The 17689-nt window shown below is 52.3% G+C and carries 18 protein-coding genes; 10 read left to right on the forward strand and 8 right to left on the reverse strand.

Translation table 11 applies throughout. From position 1 onward, the window contains the following. The first annotated feature begins 142 nt into the window (after positions 1-142). The 8 genes from citC (at position 143) to rna (ending at position 7797) form a co-directional block, all read left to right on the forward strand. Complete coding sequence (gene citC / locus GUC46_RS16770; protein ID WP_003022129.1) at positions 143-1219, forward strand: [citrate (pro-3S)-lyase] ligase; 1077 nt, start codon at positions 143-145, stop codon at positions 1217-1219. After that, positions 1216-1512 carry a citrate lyase acyl carrier protein gene (gene citD, locus GUC46_RS16775; RefSeq protein ID WP_003022125.1) on the forward strand — a complete coding sequence of 99 codons (297 nt, stop codon included), beginning with the start codon at positions 1216-1218 and terminating at the stop codon, positions 1510-1512. The genes citC and citD overlap by 4 nt, the downstream gene beginning before the upstream one ends. After that, positions 1509-2417: an aldolase/citrate lyase family protein gene (locus GUC46_RS16780; protein WP_003022123.1), complete on the forward strand. Its 909-nt coding sequence runs from the start codon at positions 1509-1511 to the stop codon at positions 2415-2417. Before citD ends, GUC46_RS16780 begins: the two co-directional genes overlap by 4 nt. A gap of 9 nt (positions 2418-2426) precedes the next feature. Continuing rightward, the gene (gene citF, locus GUC46_RS16785; RefSeq protein ID WP_003835599.1) at positions 2427-3959 is read left to right on the forward strand and encodes a citrate lyase subunit alpha; all 1533 of its coding nucleotides are present in this window, start codon (positions 2427-2429) and stop codon (positions 3957-3959) included. A 3-nt stretch (positions 3960-3962) separates the two neighbouring features. Then, on the forward strand, positions 3963-4517 hold the full coding sequence (gene citX, locus GUC46_RS16790; RefSeq protein WP_003835601.1) for a citrate lyase holo-[acyl-carrier protein] synthase: 555 nt from the start codon (positions 3963-3965) through the stop codon (positions 4515-4517). After that, the gene (citG, locus tag GUC46_RS16795; RefSeq protein WP_003835603.1) at positions 4486-5391 is read left to right on the forward strand and encodes a triphosphoribosyl-dephospho-CoA synthase CitG; all 906 of its coding nucleotides are present in this window, start codon (positions 4486-4488) and stop codon (positions 5389-5391) included. Before citX ends, citG begins: the two co-directional genes overlap by 32 nt. Positions 5392-5416: 25 nt before the next feature. Further along, on the forward strand, positions 5417-6880 hold the full coding sequence (gene citT, locus GUC46_RS16800) for a citrate/succinate antiporter CitT (RefSeq protein ID WP_003022114.1): 1464 nt from the start codon (positions 5417-5419) through the stop codon (positions 6878-6880). 110 nt (positions 6881-6990) lie between these two features. Further along, positions 6991-7797, forward strand: coding sequence for a ribonuclease I (rna, locus tag GUC46_RS16805; RefSeq protein ID WP_003835606.1), 807 nt, complete (start codon positions 6991-6993; stop codon positions 7795-7797). A gap of 41 nt (positions 7798-7838) precedes the next feature. Here the strand turns inward: rna and GUC46_RS16810 are convergent, their stop codons facing one another. Both GUC46_RS16810 and GUC46_RS16815 read right to left on the reverse strand, forming a co-directional pair. Beyond that, on the reverse strand, positions 7839-8462 hold the full coding sequence (locus GUC46_RS16810) for a flavin reductase family protein (RefSeq protein WP_003022109.1): 624 nt from the start codon (positions 8460-8462) through the stop codon (positions 7839-7841). 96 nt (positions 8463-8558) lie between these two features. After that, entirely contained in the window at positions 8559-9389 is an 831-nt protein-coding gene (locus tag GUC46_RS16815; RefSeq protein ID WP_121571527.1) for an alpha/beta fold hydrolase, read from the reverse strand. A gap of 275 nt (positions 9390-9664) precedes the next feature. On the opposite strand from GUC46_RS16815, the gene rnk reads away from it, so the two are divergent. Both rnk and uspG read left to right on the forward strand, forming a co-directional pair. Next, positions 9665-10075: a nucleoside diphosphate kinase regulator gene (rnk, locus tag GUC46_RS16820; RefSeq protein ID WP_003022104.1), complete on the forward strand. Its 411-nt coding sequence runs from the start codon at positions 9665-9667 to the stop codon at positions 10073-10075. 183 nt (positions 10076-10258) lie between these two features. Beyond that, a complete protein-coding gene (gene uspG / locus GUC46_RS16825) occupies positions 10259-10687 on the forward strand; it encodes a universal stress protein UspG (protein WP_003022101.1) in 429 nt (142 codons plus the stop codon). A gap of 69 nt (positions 10688-10756) precedes the next feature. Here uspG and GUC46_RS16830 read toward each other — a convergent pair whose 3' ends face one another. From GUC46_RS16830 to ahpC, 6 genes are all read right to left on the reverse strand, one after another. Next, entirely contained in the window at positions 10757-11524 is a 768-nt protein-coding gene (locus GUC46_RS16830) for a DmsC/YnfH family molybdoenzyme membrane anchor subunit (RefSeq protein WP_016149771.1), read from the reverse strand. After that, positions 11524-12081: a 4Fe-4S dicluster domain-containing protein gene (locus GUC46_RS16835; protein ID WP_003022094.1), complete on the reverse strand. Its 558-nt coding sequence runs from the start codon at positions 12079-12081 to the stop codon at positions 11524-11526. The genes GUC46_RS16830 and GUC46_RS16835 overlap by 1 nt, the downstream gene beginning before the upstream one ends. Then, complete coding sequence (locus tag GUC46_RS16840) at positions 12078-14348, reverse strand: molybdopterin-dependent oxidoreductase (protein ID WP_003835615.1); 2271 nt, start codon at positions 14346-14348, stop codon at positions 12078-12080. Before GUC46_RS16840 ends, GUC46_RS16835 begins: the two co-directional genes overlap by 4 nt. Beyond that, a complete protein-coding gene (locus tag GUC46_RS16845; RefSeq protein ID WP_057101280.1) occupies positions 14345-14899 on the reverse strand; it encodes a molecular chaperone in 555 nt (184 codons plus the stop codon). The genes GUC46_RS16840 and GUC46_RS16845 overlap by 4 nt, the downstream gene beginning before the upstream one ends. Before the next feature lie 223 nt (positions 14900-15122). Beyond that, the gene (gene ahpF, locus GUC46_RS16850) at positions 15123-16688 is read right to left on the reverse strand and encodes an alkyl hydroperoxide reductase subunit F (protein WP_003835619.1); all 1566 of its coding nucleotides are present in this window, start codon (positions 16686-16688) and stop codon (positions 15123-15125) included. 154 nt (positions 16689-16842) lie between these two features. Beyond that, on the reverse strand, positions 16843-17406 hold the full coding sequence (gene ahpC, locus GUC46_RS16855; RefSeq protein WP_002894394.1) for an alkyl hydroperoxide reductase subunit C: 564 nt from the start codon (positions 17404-17406) through the stop codon (positions 16843-16845). Positions 17407-17689: the final 283 nt, after the last annotated feature.

Below are 17689 nucleotides of genomic sequence, written 5' to 3' on the forward strand. Positions count from 1 at the left end.
ATGTATGCAGTAGGGAAAAAAAGAAATACTCCGTAATAAAAAATCATTCCCTTCAATTGCAAACAAAACGTTATCAGGTTGCTAAGCAGAGCAACAAAAACAGAAACCCAGTAACAAATATAGCATCGGGGCTCTATTCACTATGTTCGGTAATAATATATTCACGCAAGTTAAACGCTCAGAAAATAAAAAGATGGCGGCTATCACGCAATTTCTGAAAGAGAATGATTTGAGCGTTGACACCACCGTCGAAGTATTTATCACCGTCACCCGTGACGACCGCTTGATTGCATGCGGCGGTATCGCTGGGAATATTATTAAGTGTGTGGCCATCTGCGAATCCGTACGGGGCGAAGGCTTAGCGTTGACGCTAGCGACCGAGTTAATCAACCTCGCCTATGAGCGCCACTGTACGCACCTCTTCATCTATACCAAAACCGAGTACGAATCGCTGTTTAAACAGTGTGGCTTTTCTACGCTGACCAGCGTTCCCGGCATTATGGTGCTGATGGAAAACAGCACTACGCGTCTGAAACGTTACGCTGAATCTCTGGCAAAACAGCGTCGTGAAGGGAAAAAAATTGGTTGTATCGTCATGAACGCCAACCCCTTTACCAACGGACATCGTTTTCTAATCCAACAGGCGGCCGCACAATGTGACTGGCTGCATCTGTTTTTGGTCAAAGAAGATACCTCACGGTTTCCGTATGAAGATCGGCTGGATCTGGTGCTTAAAGGGACAAAAGATATTCCACGTTTAACCGTGCATCGCGGTTCGGAATACATCATTTCCCGCGCCACGTTCCCGTGCTACTTCATCAAAGAGCAGAGCGTTATTAACCACTGCTACACCGAAATAGACCTGAAAATCTTCCGCCAGTACCTGGCACCGGCTCTCGGCGTTACACATCGTTTCGTCGGTACCGAGCCGTATTGCACCGTCACCTCCCAGTACAACAACGATATGCGCTACTGGCTGGAGACCCCAACGCTTCCCGCCCCACCAATTGAACTGGTGGAAATTGAGCGGCTGTGCTTCCAGGAGATGCCGATTTCCGCCTCCTGGGTGCGCAAGCTGCTGGTTAAAAAAGATCTCACGGCTATCGCATCCCTGGTCCCTGACGCCACGCTGCACTATCTGCAAAGCATGGTTGAACGAGCCTCATCGGGTGCGGCAGTCCGCCAAAATACCCCCGCATTAGCAACAGGTGAAAAATGAAAATAAACCAGGCAGCCGTCGCAGGCACACTCGAGTCCGGTGATGTGATGATTCGCATCGCCCCACTCGATTCGCAGGATATTGACCTGCAGGTTAACAGTAGCGTCGAAAAACAGTTCGGTGATGCCATCCGGACCACCATCCTGGACGTTCTTTCCCGCTACAACGTACGCGGCGTGCAATTAAATGTTGATGATAAAGGCGCACTGGACTGCATTTTACGTGCGCGACTGGAAGCACTACTGGCCCGCGCTGGCGGTATTCCGGCACTGCCATGGGAGGATTGCCAGTGATTTCCGCATCTTTGCAACAACGTAAAACCCGTACTCGCCGCAGCATGTTGTTCGTACCGGGTGCCAATGCCGCCATGGTCAGCAACTCGTTCATCTACCCGGCAGATGCACTGATGTTCGACCTGGAAGACTCCGTCGCGTTGCGTGAAAAAGATACCGCTCGCCGCATGGTGTACCACGCGCTGCAGCATCCGCTGTATCACGACGTTGAAACCATCGTGCGTGTAAACGCCCTCGACTCCGAATGGGGCATCAACGACCTTGAAGCCGTGGTACGCGGCGGTGCTGACATCGTACGTTTACCGAAGACCGATACCGCGCAGGATGTCATCGACATCGAAAGTGAAATTCTGCGCATCGAGAACGCCTGTGGCCGTGAACCCGGCAGCACCGGCCTGTTAGCCGCCATTGAGTCGCCGTTAGGCATTACCCGTGCGGTAGAAATTGCCCACGCTTCCGAGCGCCTGATCGGTATTGCTCTGGGTGCGGAAGATTATGTGCGTAACCTGCGCACTGAACGCTCGCCAGAGGGTACTGAACTGCTGTTTGCCCGCTGCTCTATTTTGCAGGCTGCACGTTCTGCCGGTATTCAGGCGTTCGACACCGTGTATTCCGATGCCAACAACGAAGCAGGTTTCCTGCACGAAGCCGCACACATCAAGCAGTTGGGTTTTGACGGCAAATCGCTCATCAACCCGCGCCAGATAGAACTCCTGCATAACCTGTACGCCCCGACGCGCAAAGAGCTGGCTCACGCCCGTTTAGTCGTAGAAGCCGCTGAAGCCGCTGCCCGCGAAGGTCGTGGTGTGGTTTCCCTGAACGGCAAAATGGTCGACAGCCCGGTTATCGAGCGCGCCCTTCTGGTTATCTCCCGTGCAGAACTTTCCGGCATTCGCGAAGAATAAGGCAAAAAAATGACGCAGAAAATCGAACAGTCTCAACGTCAGGATCGCGTGGCGACCTGGAGCCGTCATGCAGAAAGTGAGCTTTCCGCTTATCAGAGCACCGCAAAAGTAGAACTACAAGCGCAAAAACCGCGCGACAAAAAGCTGTGCGCTAACCTGGAAGACGCCATTCGTCGTTCGGGTTTACAGGATGGCATGACCATCTCTTTCCACCACGCTTTTCGCGGTGGCGATCTGACGATTAACCTGGTGATGGACGCCATCGCCAGTATGGGTTTCAAAAACCTGACGCTGGCCTCCAGCTCTCTGAGCGATTGCCATGCTCCGCTGGTTGAGCACATCCGTCAGGGCGTGGTCAGCCGTATTTATACCTCCGGGTTGCGTGGCCCGCTGGCGGAAGAGATCTCCCGTGGCCTGCTGGCCGAACCGGTACAGATTCACTCCCACGGTGGACGTGTACACTTGGTACAAAGCGGCGAGCTCAGCATTGATGTGGCGTTCCTCGGCGTACCGTCCTGCGACCAGTTTGGTAACGCCAACGGTTATACCGGTAAAGCATGCTGCGGCTCACTGGGCTATGCCCGCGTAGACGCCGAAAACGCGAAACAGGTTGTCCTGCTGACTGAACAACTGCTGACCTATCCACATAACCCGGCCAGCATTACACAGGATCAGGTAGATCTGATCGTGCAGATCGATCAGGTCGGCGATGCGGACAAAATCGGTGCTGATGCGACCCGCATGACCACTAACCCGCGAGAACTGTTAATCGCCCGTAGCGCGGCAGAGGTCATTGCTAACTCCGGCTACTTCAATGAAGGCTTCTCACTGCAGACAGGCACCGGCGGCGCTTCTCTGGCCGTGACGCGTTTCCTGGAAGACAAAATGCGCAGCCGCGATATCCGTGCTGACTTCGCGCTGGGCGGCATCACCGCCACCATCGTGGATCTGCATGAAAAAGGCCTGATTCGCAAACTGCTGGACGTGCAGAGCTTCGACCGTAACGCGGCTGAGTCCTTGGCCCGCAACCCAAACCACATTGAAATCAGTGCAAACCAGTATGCCAACTGGGGTTCAAAAGGCGCATCCGTTGACCGTCTGGATGTGGTGGTACTGAGCGCATTAGAAGTAGACACCAACTTCAATGTGAACGTACTGACCGGTTCTGACGGCGTACTGCGAGGCGCATCCGGCGGACACTGCGATACGGCTGTGGCCGCAGCGCTTTCCATCATCGTCGCACCGCTGGTTCGCGGACGCATCCCGACACTGGTTGATAACGTGCTGACCTGCGTAACCCCTGGCTCCAGCGTTGACATTCTGGTCACTGACCACGGTATCGCCGTCAACCCTGCACGTCCGGAACTGGCAGAACGACTGAAAGAAGCTGGTATGAAAGTGGTGTCCATTGGATGGCTGCGCGAACGTGCACAGCAACTCACCGGTCAGCCACGCGCTATCGAATTCACTGACCGCGTGATTGCCGTTGTGCGTTATCGCGACGGTTCAGTGATTGACGTTGTGCATCAGGTGAAGGAATAAGCCATGCACCTACTCCCTGAACTCGCCACCCAACACGCGGTTTCGATTCCCGAGCTGCTCGCCAGCCGCGATGAGAGACAAGCAAGGCAACAGGACTGGCTGACACGTCACTCTGCGCCGCTGGTCTCGTTCACCGTGGTTGCACCGGGTCCGATTAAAGACAGCGCATTAACCCGTCGCATCTTTAATCACGGCGTAACCGCCTTGCTCGCACTGGCGGAACAATCTGCCTGGATTGTCAGGGAGCAAACAGCGCTGGTTTCTGCCAGCGGTCCAGAAGGTCTTTTGTCTATTGAGGCTCCGGCCCACGACCTCAAGCTCGCCACGATTGAACTTGAGCATTCACACCCGCTGGGACGGCTATGGGACATCGATGTCCTGACCCCTGAAGGGGAAATTCTGTCCCGGCGTCATTTCGCACTCCCTGCCCGCCGCTGTCTGCTGTGCGAGCAAAGTGCTGCCGACTGTGCGCGGGGTAAAACCCACGCACTTTCCGACTTACTCACTCAGATGGAGGCACTGCTGCATGATGCCGATTCCCGCAACATCAACCAATAATGCAGTCCTTCCTCTGGATCTGCCTGATGCTTACGCAACGCTCGCGTGGCGCGCCATGCTGACTGAAGTCAACCTGTCACCCAAACCCGGTCTGGTAGATCGTATTAACAACGGCGCGCATAAAGATATGGCGCTGGAAGATTTTCATCGCAGCGCCGAGGCTATTCAGGCCTGGCTGCCACGTTTTATTGAATATGGGGCGTTTAGCGCACAGCTGTCGCCTGAGGATGTATTGAAAGGACTGCGCCCGCTGGGCATGGCCTGCGAAGCTGATATGTTTCGCGCCACCGCTGGGGTGAATACCCACAAAGGCAGCATCTTTTCTCTGGGCCTGCTGTGCGCCGCCATTGGCCGTCTGCACCAGCTCCAACTAACTGTTACCGCTGAAACCATTTGCTCTACGGCAGCAACATTTTGCCGTGGTCTGACCGAGCGCGAACTGCGCCAGAACAATCAACAACTCACGGCAGGCCAACGTCTTTATCAGCAACTGGGATTAACCGGCGCACGGGGCGAAGCCGAAGCGGGATACCCGCTAGTCATCCAGCATGCCCTGCCGCACTACCGCGCACTGCTGACTCAGGGCCGCGACCCTGAACTGGCGTTACTCGACACTTTATTGCTGCTGATGTCTATCAACGGCGACACCAACGTGGCTTCACGTGGCGGCGCAGAAGGTCTGCGTTGGCTACAGCAGCAGGCCACCGCCCTGATGCAGCAAGGGGGGATTCGTACCCCTGCCGATCTCGAATACCTACACCAGTTCGACCAACAGTGCATTGAACGCAACCTCAGTCCCGGAGGCTGCGCCGATCTGCTGATCGTCACCTGGTTCTTAGCTCAGATTTCACAAGTTCATCATTATCACAATTAAAGATCCTTTCCGGAGAATCACACACATGTCTTTAGCAAAAGATAAAATATGGAAGTTACTGGCCCCATTGGTCGTAATGGGCGTCATGTTTCTTATCCCCGTCCCTGATGGAATGCCTCCACAGGCCTGGCACTACTTTGCCGTGTTTGTGGCGATGATCGTCGGTATGATCCTCGAGCCAATTCCGGCAACAGCGATCAGCTTTATCGCCGTAACGATCTGCGTTATCGGCAGCAACTATCTGCTGTTTGATGCTTCAGAACTGGCCGACCCGGCATTTAAAGCGGGTAAGCAAGCGTTGAAATGGGGTCTGGCGGGCTTCTCCAGCACCACCGTGTGGTTGGTGTTTGGTGCATTTATCTTCGCACTGGGTTATGAAGTCACCGGTCTGGGTCGTCGTATCGCGCTGTTCCTGGTGAAATTCATGGGTAAACGCACCCTGACGCTGGGCTATGCGATTGTTATCATCGACATTCTGCTGGCGCCGTTTACACCGTCTAACACCGCGCGTACCGGTGGTACCGTATTCCCGGTTATCAAAAACCTGCCGCCGCTGTTTAAATCATTCCCGAACGATCCTTCCGCGCGCCGTATCGGCGGATACCTGATGTGGATGATGGTAATCAGTACCAGCCTGAGCTCCTCTATGTTCGTGACCGGCGCAGCGCCAAACGTACTGGGTCTGGAATTCGTCAACAAAATTGCCGGTATTCAAATCAGCTGGCTGCAATGGTTCCTCAGCTTCCTGCCGGTCGGTATTATTTTGCTGATCGTTGCTCCGTGGTTGTCATACGTTCTGTACAAACCAGAAGTCACTCACAGTGCTGAAGTTGCCGCATGGGCCGGTGATGAACTGAAAGGCATGGGTAAACTGACCCGTAAAGAGATAACGCTGATCGGTCTGGTTCTGCTCAGCCTGGGCCTGTGGGTCTTCGGTGGTAAACTGATTGATGCAACCGCAGTGGGTTTGCTTGCTGTCTCCCTGATGCTGGCGCTGCACGTGGTACCGTGGAAAGACATTACCCGCTATAACAGCGCATGGAACACCCTAGTTAACCTCGCCACGCTGGTCGTTATGGCGAATGGTTTAACCCGTTCAGGCTTCATCGACTGGTTCGCCAACACCATGAGCACGCACCTGGAAGGCTTCTCGCCTAACGCGACCGTAATCGTGCTGGTGCTGGTGTTCTACTTTGCTCACTACCTGTTTGCCAGCCTTTCTGCACACACTGCCACCATGCTGCCGGTTATTCTGGCTGTCGGTAAAGGTATCCCGGGCGTGCCAATGGAACACCTGTGTATCCTGCTGGTACTGTCCATCGGTATCATGGGCTGTCTGACTCCATATGCAACAGGCCCTGGCGTTATCATCTACGGATGTGGTTATGTGAAGTCCAAAGACTACTGGCGTCTGGGTGCTATCTTCGGCGTTATCTACATCTCTATGCTTCTGCTGGTCGGCTGGCCGATTCTGGCAATGTGGAGCTAATCATTTCGGTTCACACCTGATGAAAATGATGCCAGTCAGCTAAACCTGACTGGCATTTTTTATGATTAAATAGATGATATTCAGAATTTATATAAGTATCCGAAATCATCATGACATCAACATGGCGTTATTCTTCGTTGCTGGCAGCACTCCTGCTGCCGGTTTCTGCAGCTCAGGCCGATGAACTTCAGGCAAAACAGTACGCTGATTTTGACAGCTACGTGCTGGCCCTCTCCTGGCAAACCGGATTTTGTCAGAGCCAACACGAGCGTAATCGTCAGGAGCCTGACGAATGTCGTTTACAAAAAGAGAGCGCAGACAAAGCGGATTTCCTGACCGTTCACGGTTTATGGCCCAGCCTGCCTAAATCCATTGCCGCCCGTGGAGTCGACAACCGCCGCTGGATGCGTTTTGGCTGCGCGACTCGCCCTATTCCCAACCTGCCTGAAGCACGTGCCAGCCGTAAATGCGCGGCCCCCGAAACCGGGCTGTCGCTGGAAAGCGCAGCAAAACTCAGCGCCGTAATGCCCGGCGCTGGAGGGAGATCCTGTCTGGAACGTTACGAGTATGCCAAACATGGCGCGTGTTTCGGTTTTGATCCCGACGCGTACTTTGGCACGATGGTACGGCTGAATAATGAGGTTAAGAACAGCGAGGTGGGCAAATTCCTGGCGGAAAACTACGGCAAAACTGTCAGCCGTAACGCATTTGACGCCGCAGTTGCCAAAAGCTGGGGCAAAGAGAACGTCAAAGCTGTGAAGCTAAGCTGCCACGGCAATCCGGCGTATCTCACTGAGATCCAGTTATCCCTGAAAGCCGACAACATCAACCAGACGTTATCTGCACAGTCATTCTTACCGCAACCGCATCCGGGTAGCTGCGGTAAACAGTTTATTATCGACAAAGTGGGATATTGAAACTTGCGACCGACGCTGCAAGCTGGCGTCGGTCCGTAAGCTCAGCGTTTTGCTCGTGCATCCGGGCGAACTAAATCAAAACGGTGTGTTTCACTGATCGAATAATACGCCGTTGGCCCACCTGCACGCAGTACCGGCTTTGCTTTCGCCGTCTGATAGATGCCGTCTTCCAGGAGCGTTTCATCAATGTGGATGCCCACCACTTCCCCCAATACCAGCCAGGTATCAACCGGTGAGCCATCAGCGGTAGTCAGTTGCAGGCTTTGCGATAAGCGACACTCAAAATTGACCGGGCTTTGTGCCACGCGCGGCACGTTGACTATCCGGCTATCTGCTTTACTAAGCCCGGCGGCAAAAAACTCGTCCTCACCGTGCGGCAAGCTGGCTGACGTTTCGTTCATCGCAGTGGCCAGCTCAAGAGTCGTCAGGTTCCAGACAAATTCACCGGTTTCGATAATATTCTGCACGCTGTCTTTCCAGCCGCTGCTAGCGAAACCGATAATCGGCGGATGATAGTTAAAACAGTTAAAGAAACTGTATGGTGCCAGATTGTGCCGACCATTGCCGTCACGCGACGCAATCCAGCCAATCGGGCGCGGTCCAATGATGGCATTTAGCGGGTCATGCGGTAAGCCGTGTCCCTGTGACGGTTGATAGAAATACATAGCGTTCCCTGTTGAAGTTAACGTCAGCGCAGCACAAATTATGCTTCGCTCATCCCCCTGGAAAAAGAAGATCAGCGTAGAACAATCTGCCAACGATTACGACTGAATAAAGTTGAGCAGGTCACCGTTGATCTGTTGTTTATGGGTGGTGCAAATGCCATGCGAGCCGCCGACATATACCTTCAACTGCGAATCAGGCAGTATTTCCGCCGCGATCTTTCCGCAGGTTTCAAACGGGACAATCTGATCGTCATCACCGTGGATCACCAGCGTCGGGATGGTCATCTTTTTGAGGTCCTCACGCAGATCTGTTTCCGAAAACGCGTGGATACAGTCGTACAACGCTTTGATGGAACCTTGTAAACCCTGTTCAACAAAACTTTCCCTGACGGCTTTCGACTCTTTTGTGCCAGGACGGTTGTAGCCATAGAATGCAGCGGTTAATTCATAGAAAAAGGCGGCGCGATCGTTCACAACCCCCTCACGGATGCCATCGAATACCTCTTTCGGCACGCCATTTGGATTAAAGTCAGTCTTGATCATGATGGGCGTCACCGCGCCAATTAACACCGCTTTTGCCACCCGCTGCGTCCCATGCCGGCCAATATAACGAGCCACTTCCCCACCGCCGGTAGAGTGTCCGACATGGACGGCATCTTTAAGATTGAGATGCGCGGTAAGTTCAGCCAGATCGTCAGCATACTGATCCATATTGTGACCATCCCAGGGTTGGGCCGAACGCCCATGGCCACGCCTGTCATGGGCGATCACACGAAATCCTTTCGACCCGAGGAACAACATCTGATCCTCAAACGCATCTGCCGTCAGCGGCCAACCATGACTGAAGACAATGGGCTGTCCACTTCCCCAGTCTTTAAAATGCAAATAGCTGCCGTCTTTCAAAGTAAGTTTGTCGTACTGGCTCATGAGATCTCCTGTCGCGGAACACTGAGTTGTTTGACGCGCCCGCAGCGAGCGCTTAAAAAGCATAATGCAAATTGGAGAACGATCACGTTTTTCGGCTAAAATCACACCATACGCGACAATATTGATGATTTGCCTGAATGTGAACTAAATCACTTCAAACATGGGGTAAGTCTCAGTATCATCATAAAAGCTAAACCCTTGCCGCCTGACGGTGAGGGTTTTCTTTTGGGATTATTTACCTGCGCACCCGCAGTATCGACGACATGGAGTAATAAATGTCCAGACCAACTATCATCATTAACGACCTCGATGCGGAACGCATTGACCGCCTGTTGGAGCAACCTGCGTTTGCTGGTTTACCGATTGCCGACGCCCTTAACGCCGAGCTGGATCGTGCCCAAATGTGTTCTCCAGAAACCATGCCGCACGATGTCGTGACCATGAACAGCCGCGTGAAATTCCGCAATCTGAGTGATGGCGAAGTCCGTGTGCGCACCCTGGTGTATCCGGCCACTATGACTGACAGCAGCACACAGCTTTCGGTAATGGCACCTGTCGGCGCTGCACTTTTGGGGCTGCGCGTTGGTGATACCATTCACTGGGAACTGCCAGGCGGGACCTCAACGCACCTCGAAGTTATTGAGCTTGAGTACCAGCCTGAAGCTGCAGGCGACTACCTGCGCTAACTCTGTCTTATCAAAGCCACTCGCTTTATCTTACAGGGGATGCATCCGCATCCTCTTTCCGGTTAGATCTCCCTGCTCCTCGCTTTCTTTCTTGTTCGCAAAACATAAATCTGTGTCGTGACTGACAGAATCATTTTTAATACTATGCTGTTATGTGTTCATGTAATGACAAGGAGAATGTTTATGTACAACACAATCATAATGCCTGTTGATGTATTCGAAATGGAACTGAGCGACAAGGCTATTCGCCATGCAGAATTTCTGGCCCAGGATAAAGGGGTTATCCATCTGCTGCATGTGCTGCCAGGCTCAGCGAGCTTAAGCCTGCACCGCTTTGCCGCTGACGTTCGCCGTTTTGAAGAGCATCTGCAACACGAAGCGGAAACCCGTCTGCAAACGATGGTCGGTCACTTCAGCATCGATCCTTCCCGTATTAAGCAACACGTCCGCTTTGGCAGCGTCCGTGACGTGGTCAACGAGTTGGGTGAAGAGTTGAATGCAGATGTCGTTGTCATTGGGTCGCGTAACCCATCAATCAGCACCCATCTGCTCGGCTCAAACGCTTCCAGCGTTGTCCGTCACGCGACTTTGCCAGTGCTGGTTGTTCGTTAACTGCCACTGATTCGCTAAAGAAAACCCCTGCCAGGTTAACGCCTGACAGGGGTTTTTATTACCTCACGATCAATACAAATGACCGATATTCACGATGGTGCTGATCGTATCGCCAAAGAACGTCAGACGACTCAGGAATATGCCAACAAACAGCAGGACAAAAATCGCTTTTGCGCGACGCTCTCCCTGACGGCTTAGCACAAAGGCCACCGCCAGACAGACCAGACTCGCCAGATAAAGCGGCGACGTCAGCCAGGCATGCGCCGTCATCTGCATGATAGTGCCGCCGCTTAGCCAGATAATGGGCGCGGCGATCATGACCGCCATACACACAACAATCCCCTGGCGCAATGCGGCAACGGCAGGTGCAAGGTTAAGCAGTGGAATCGCCGCACACCCCATCACCCACACCGTGATAAAGAACAACAGCATTGTCAGACCGTTGGCTATCGCCACCATTGCCGGGGCAGCATAGGTCATCCCCTGCACCGCCACCAGCGCGATACCGAGAACAGAGGCCAGAACAGCTGGCGCTTTGTGCCCTTTTGCCAAAAACGTCACCCCGACCGCCGCACCGTATAAGGTTGCGCCAAGAATTTCACGGCTCAGCCAGGCGTGCTGCAGGTTAATCAGGGCATCGTAGGCGCGATCCGGATGCGCAAGGTGCAGGATCGCTGCAACGGACGCCACCGCCAGAACCAGCCCACTTACCAGCCAGTACAGGCGTTTGCTTTCCAGTTTTCCTTGCAGCGTGCGTAGCGTCAGAATGAGCGTGATCCCAACCGACATCTGGCTCAATACGGTAAAAATAACCAGCGGAAGTTCATACTTTTCCATTACTTGCCCTCCGGCTGCTTCGGCTGACGCGCAAGGATAAAACGCGTGCCAGGATTAAGCTGCGGCATACGCGGGAATCCCGGCGGATACTGTACGGCATTGTCAGGTATAGGATCGGCATCCAGATCGATAAGCGTCAGCGCACCTACCGGACAGGCATTCACGCAAGCCGGTTGCATACCAACATCAAGACGCTCGTAGCACATGCTGCATTTTTCCGCTTTCTTCGTCTCCTCATTAAAACGCGGCGCACCGTATGGGCAGTTGCGGATACAGTTTTTGCATCCAATACAGCGCTCCGGGTTATGCACCACGACACCATCTTCACGCTTGGTGTAGGCCTCTACCGGACACGCCGCCAGACAGGCCGGGTTTTCGCAGTGGTTACAGGCCAGCGAATAGAACGCCCGCTCTTCATGCGGATAAATTTCTTTATCCAGCGGGTAGACATAGCGCCAGAAACGTTCAGGTTCCAACTGGTTAAAACTCTTACACGCCATTGCACAGCCACGGCAGCCGATGCATTTATCGCTATTAACTAAAAACGCGCGTCTCATGCCGCTGCTCCTTTACTGATCAAAATGATGTCCGCAAACTGACTGTGGATAGCCGCACCTGGCGCACCGGTTTTCATCAACCCCATATCGGCTGGGGTATCCGCCACCACGTTTTGAACGTTGTATTTCCGTTTCGGGAACCACGCCTCGTACATCACCAGGAAATCTTCCGGAACGTTAGCGGTCACCTTCGCACGCAGTTCTACTTCACCTACGGTGTTAAACACTTTCACCAGGTCGTTTTCGGCAATGCCTCTTTTTTCTGCGGAAATCGGATGCATATAGACAAACGGCTCCGGATAGAAGACCTGCATCCAGTCAAGGTTGATAAATTGGGAATGGATACCGAACTGCACATGCGGTGTAAACAAGTGGAATGGCAGCGTGCTTTTCGCCTCCGGTTTGTATTCCGGCAGCGCCGTATGACCATTTTTCTCACACAGCTCAGATCTGAACTCAAACTTTCCTGAGGGGGTTTTAAATTTGCGGTCATACCAGGCCGCAGAACTCGGCAAAATGGCTTTTTTCGGGCCATCCAGTAAGTCATCCCAGGAGGAGATGCCAAACATTTTGGCCATTCCGTCATTGAATTCCTGGTCCAGCCAACGCTTATGATTGAACTCCTGCGGGAATGTGCAAGAACCCGGCTCCAGCTTGTTGATTGTGCGGGAAAGTAAAACGGCGATTTCCAGATCGCATTTTGCCTCGTACATTGGCTTAATTGCAGGCTGGTTGATTGAGAGCCAGTAGTGCCAATATGAGGCGTCTACGTTCCACTCTTCAAAGGCCGTGGTGACAGGCAAAACGATATCGGCATGCTGGACGGTCTCGTTAAAGAACTGATCGGCACAGACCACCATTTCCAGTTTTTCGAATGCTTTTTCCATCTTGCTGCGATCAAAATCCTGAGCAAACGGGTTCTTACAGGCAACCCAAAGCATTCGGACAGGCGGCTCGTTGGCTTCCAGAATGCCCTTGGCGGTCTGGTTGATATTCAATGAGCGATCGGAATACTGTGCGACTTCCCCCGCAGAACCAAACTCGCTGGTAGTTCCCGCTGCACCTGGCATACCGATGGAGCCTACCGGTGGTTTCTGCAGCATGGCATTGTAGTTAAAGCCCCAGGTATGCAGGTGGCCGTAGCGAGCGCCACCGCCCTCAATGCCAATATTGCCGGTCATTGCTACAAAGGCATCGATCGCCCGTACGTTAGCGCCGCCGTTAACATGACGCTGCATGCCGTAGCCAATCCACACGGTAGCAGGGTTAACCGCGGTAAATTCTTCCGCCAACTGGCGAATAACATCCGCCGACAGCCCGCAAATCTCAGACGCCCACTCTACGGTAACGCTGTTGCGCAGATAGGCTTCGAATTCCGGGTAACCATGGGAATAGTTGTTGACGAAATCCTGGTCCACCAGACCTTTATCCACCAAATGACGTGCCATACCCAGCGCCAGCGCACCATCAGAACCAGGACGAACGCGTAAATAGAGATCGGCTTTCGCAGCGGTCTGGGTTAACAGCGGATCGATAACGACCACTTTCGCCCCTTTCTCCCGCGCCTGGTAGATATACTTCATGGTGTGCATAGAGCACCAGGCCGGGTTAGCGCCCCAGATAATGATGTATTTTGCTTTCACAAAATCTTCCGGGTCGTTACACCACATATCACCCATATCGTAGTTCTGGGCATCGATACCGGCTGGCCAGCAAGGTGTTCCGGCAAAACGCGTGGTGTAACCCAGCGAAGACATCATCCCTTCAACCGCATAGTTCAATACCCCAAATTTGCCGGAATATTTGGTCATCGCCAGACCCAGCATTGAACCGTCTTTCTTTTTAATCTCCAGCATCTTGGTCGCAATGCGCTGCATTGCTTCGTCCCAGGAAATACGACGCCAGTTCCCGCTACCGCGAACATCCTGAACCATCGGATATTTAATGCGGTCCGGGCTGTATACCCTGCGTGGATAGCTCAGTCCCTTCACACACGGAGTTCCATGCGTAAACGTTGACTCAGGCGCACCCTCCACAAAGGTGATGACGTCATCCTTCACCCAGGTTTTCAGGCTACAAGTGTCATAGCAGTTACGCGGACAGGCGTTACGATAGATTTTGTAGGTTTTGGGGTTAAATGGAATGGGCGGTTGCGCCAATGCACAACGTGAAGTCAGCAATCCCCCTGGCAGGGCTGCGACCGTGCCAAGGGCAATCAACCCTTTCAAAAATGAACGTCTGTTCAGAACTCCCGGTTCATTACTCATATTGATACTCTCGTTTTTAATTCATCAAGCCAAGAAGACAATCTTCCAGCAACGTTTTTCAACGTGGCGGTTTGTGCATTTATATTTATTTTTTCTATATACTCGGGCACCCACACCGCGACATACTCAGAGGCATATCGAGTAAGGGTCACCTGGTATTCTGACGATGCTCTGGCATTAGCTGATAATAAAACCGCCAATTCCAATACACAGGAAATATGATCATCCGGAATATTATTCACGACACTTATAGATAACCCTATATTTGCCATGAATTCCCGAATGCTAAGGGTTGATTTACCCATTACAAGGGCATCTTCTTCAAGATAAACCGAGGCAAACGGCGCGGCCTTTAGCTTCTGCGGTCCGACAAACAGCGCATTGAAGTCGTACTCCGCTTCCAGCCACTCCTGCTCTGTTAGCGCCGAGGCATTTATATCTAAAGCTGAATAAGCCGCTTTCAGCGTGCAACTATCGTGAGAGATAAAAAAATCACGTAACAATAACCCTGTCGATTCAAAGATCGTCAGGGTTTCATATATTTCACCCATGAATTAACCAACCATTTATTCACACAACAAATGAAAAAATAATGCAGGTTAATATAATAAAGATAACGCCCTCTCTTTCTTTGATGAAAATAATGATCAGGCTAATTAAGTGAATGTTTTATACGGTTTATTGTTTCAAGAATTGACAATGTGAGTATATGGAAATAAAAAACCGCCAGCGGATGACTGGCGGTTTTGGCATTGCAGGTGAGTCTTACTCTTTTTATGCTACTGTCGTGCGAATCAGATAATCAAACGAACTCAACGAGGCCTTCGCGCCTTCACCGGTCGCGATGATAATCTGCTTATACGGTACGGTGGTGCAGTCACCGGCAGCGAAAACACCTTTCACGCTGGTTTCGCACTTGGCATCGATGATGATTTCACCCATGCGATTACGTTCAACGGCGCCTTCCAGCCAGTTGGTGTTCGGCAGCAGACCAATCTGTACAAAGATACCGGCCAGTTCCACATTGTGAACATCCCCGCTCACGCGGTCACGATACTCCAGGCCAGTGACCTTGCTGCCATCGCCTTTCACTTCTGTCGTTTGCGCGTTCAGAATGATGTCGACATTTTTCAGGCTGCGAAGCTTATTCTGCAGCACCTGGTCTGCCTTCATTTCAGGAGCAAACTCCAGCAGCGTCACATGTTCAACAATACCTGCCAGGTCGATAGCCGCTTCAACGCCAGAGTTACCGCCGCCAATTACCGCGACACGCTTACCTTTAAACAGCGGACCATCACAGTGCGGGCAATAGGTTACACCTTTGGTGCGATACTGATCTTCACCCGGAACGTTCATGTTGCGCCATTTCGCGCCGGTGGCGATGATAATGCTACGTGCTTTCAGCACCGCGCCGGAGGCTGTTTCAATCTGATGCAAACCGCCTTCCTGCGCTGCCGGGATCAGTTTGCTTGCGCTCTGGCTGTCGATCACATCGACATCATAATCATCAACGTGTGCTTTCAGCGCACCTGCCAGTTTCTGACCTTCAGTTTTCGGTACTGAGATGTAGTTTTCAATATCAACGGTATCAAGAACCTGACCGCCAAAACGTTCGCCCATCAGACCGGTGCGAATGCCTTTACGTGCAGAGTACACCGCTGCCGCCGCCCCCGCAGGACCAGAACCGACAATCAACACGTCATAAGCATCGCGCTTATTCAGTTCTTCAGCCGCACGTTTTTCTGCGCCGGTATCCACTTTCGCCACGATCTCAGTCAGCGTCATACGACCCTGGCCGAACTCTTTGCCGTTCATAAATACCGCCGGAACGCCCATCACGTTACGATCGGTGATTTCGTTCTGGAATGTACCGCCGTCAATCGCCGTATGTTTGATACGTGGGTTCAGTACCGACATCAGGTTCAACGCCTGCACTACGTCCGGGCAGTTGTGGCAGGAGAGCGAATAATAGGTTTCAAATTCAAAATCACCGTCGAGATCGCGGATCTGCTCCAGCAACGCCTGTGCCTCTTTTGACGGGTGACCGCCGGTCCACAGCAGAGCCAGCACCAGAGAGGTAAACTCATGACCCAGCGGAGAACCGGCAAAACGCGGTCCCTGGTGAGAACCGGGATTGGTAATCAGGAACGATGGCTTACGCACCGCCAGAGTATTGTCTTCTTTAAAGGTGACTTTTTCTGACAGTTCAGCAATTTCAGTCAGCAGTTCCTTGATTTCTGCCGATTTAGCGCTGTCATCCAGCGTAGCAATCAGCTCAACAGGTTTGGTCAGTTTCTCAAGATAAGCCCTGAGCTGGGTTTTCATATTTGTGTCGAGCATTATTCTTCCCTCTCTGAAAACATCATCATGCAAGCCGATTTTGCGGGACTGCATTAATGCAACTTGCGTCATGGTGCTGGAATAAAACAGGCGCAGATTTGCGCCTGTGGAATGCCGGATGCACTACGTTTATCCGGCCTACAAATTATGCGACTTAAATCTTACCAACCAGGTCCAGAGATGGAGCTAAGGTTGCTTCACCTTCTTTCCATTTCGCCGGGCAAACTTCACCTGGGTGAGAAGCGACATACTGTGCAGCTTTAATTTTACGCAGCAGGTCAGATGCATCACGGCCGATACCTTCAGCAGTAACTTCGATTGCCTGGATGATACCCTGCGGGTCAACAACGAAGGTTGCGCGGTCAGCCAGACCTTCATCTTCACGCATGTTGTCGAAGTTACGGGTCAGGGCGCCAGTCGGGTCGCCGATCATCGCGTATTTGATTTTCGCGATGGTCTCAGAGCTGCTGTGCCATGCTTTGTGGGTGAAGTGGGTATCAGTAGATACGGAATACACATCTACGCCCAGTTTCTGCAGTTCTTCGTAATGGTCTGCAACGTCACCCAGTTCGGTCGGGCATACGAAAGTAAAGTCAGCCGGGTAGAAGAAGAAGACGCTCCAGCGACCTTCGGTATCTTTCTCGGTTACTTCGATGAACTCACCGTTTTTGAACGCCTGGTTTTTGAAAGGTTTAATTTTGGTATTAATCAAAGACATCTGTACTTCCTCCGTGTTTTCGTTGAGAGATAAGTTAACGAAAATCTCTTAGCAGGGCTAATGCGTTTCCTTTATCAAATCAATAAGCGTTAACTAACAACTTACTCAATCGAACCTAAAAGACAAAAGTAAAAAAGGCCCCCTATGCAGGGAGCCTCATTACCCGAGCTACCCGCAGGTAACGTCAGTGCCAGCAGGGCTGGCTATGTGTTGCGCTCTACATTACCTTAACAAAGGTCGTAACAGCGATTGGGATTACATCACCCAACTCAAGAAAGGGCAA

Source organism: Citrobacter sp. LUTT5 (genome assembly GCF_009905315.1).
Lineage (GTDB): Bacteria > Pseudomonadota > Gammaproteobacteria > Enterobacterales > Enterobacteriaceae > Citrobacter > Citrobacter freundii.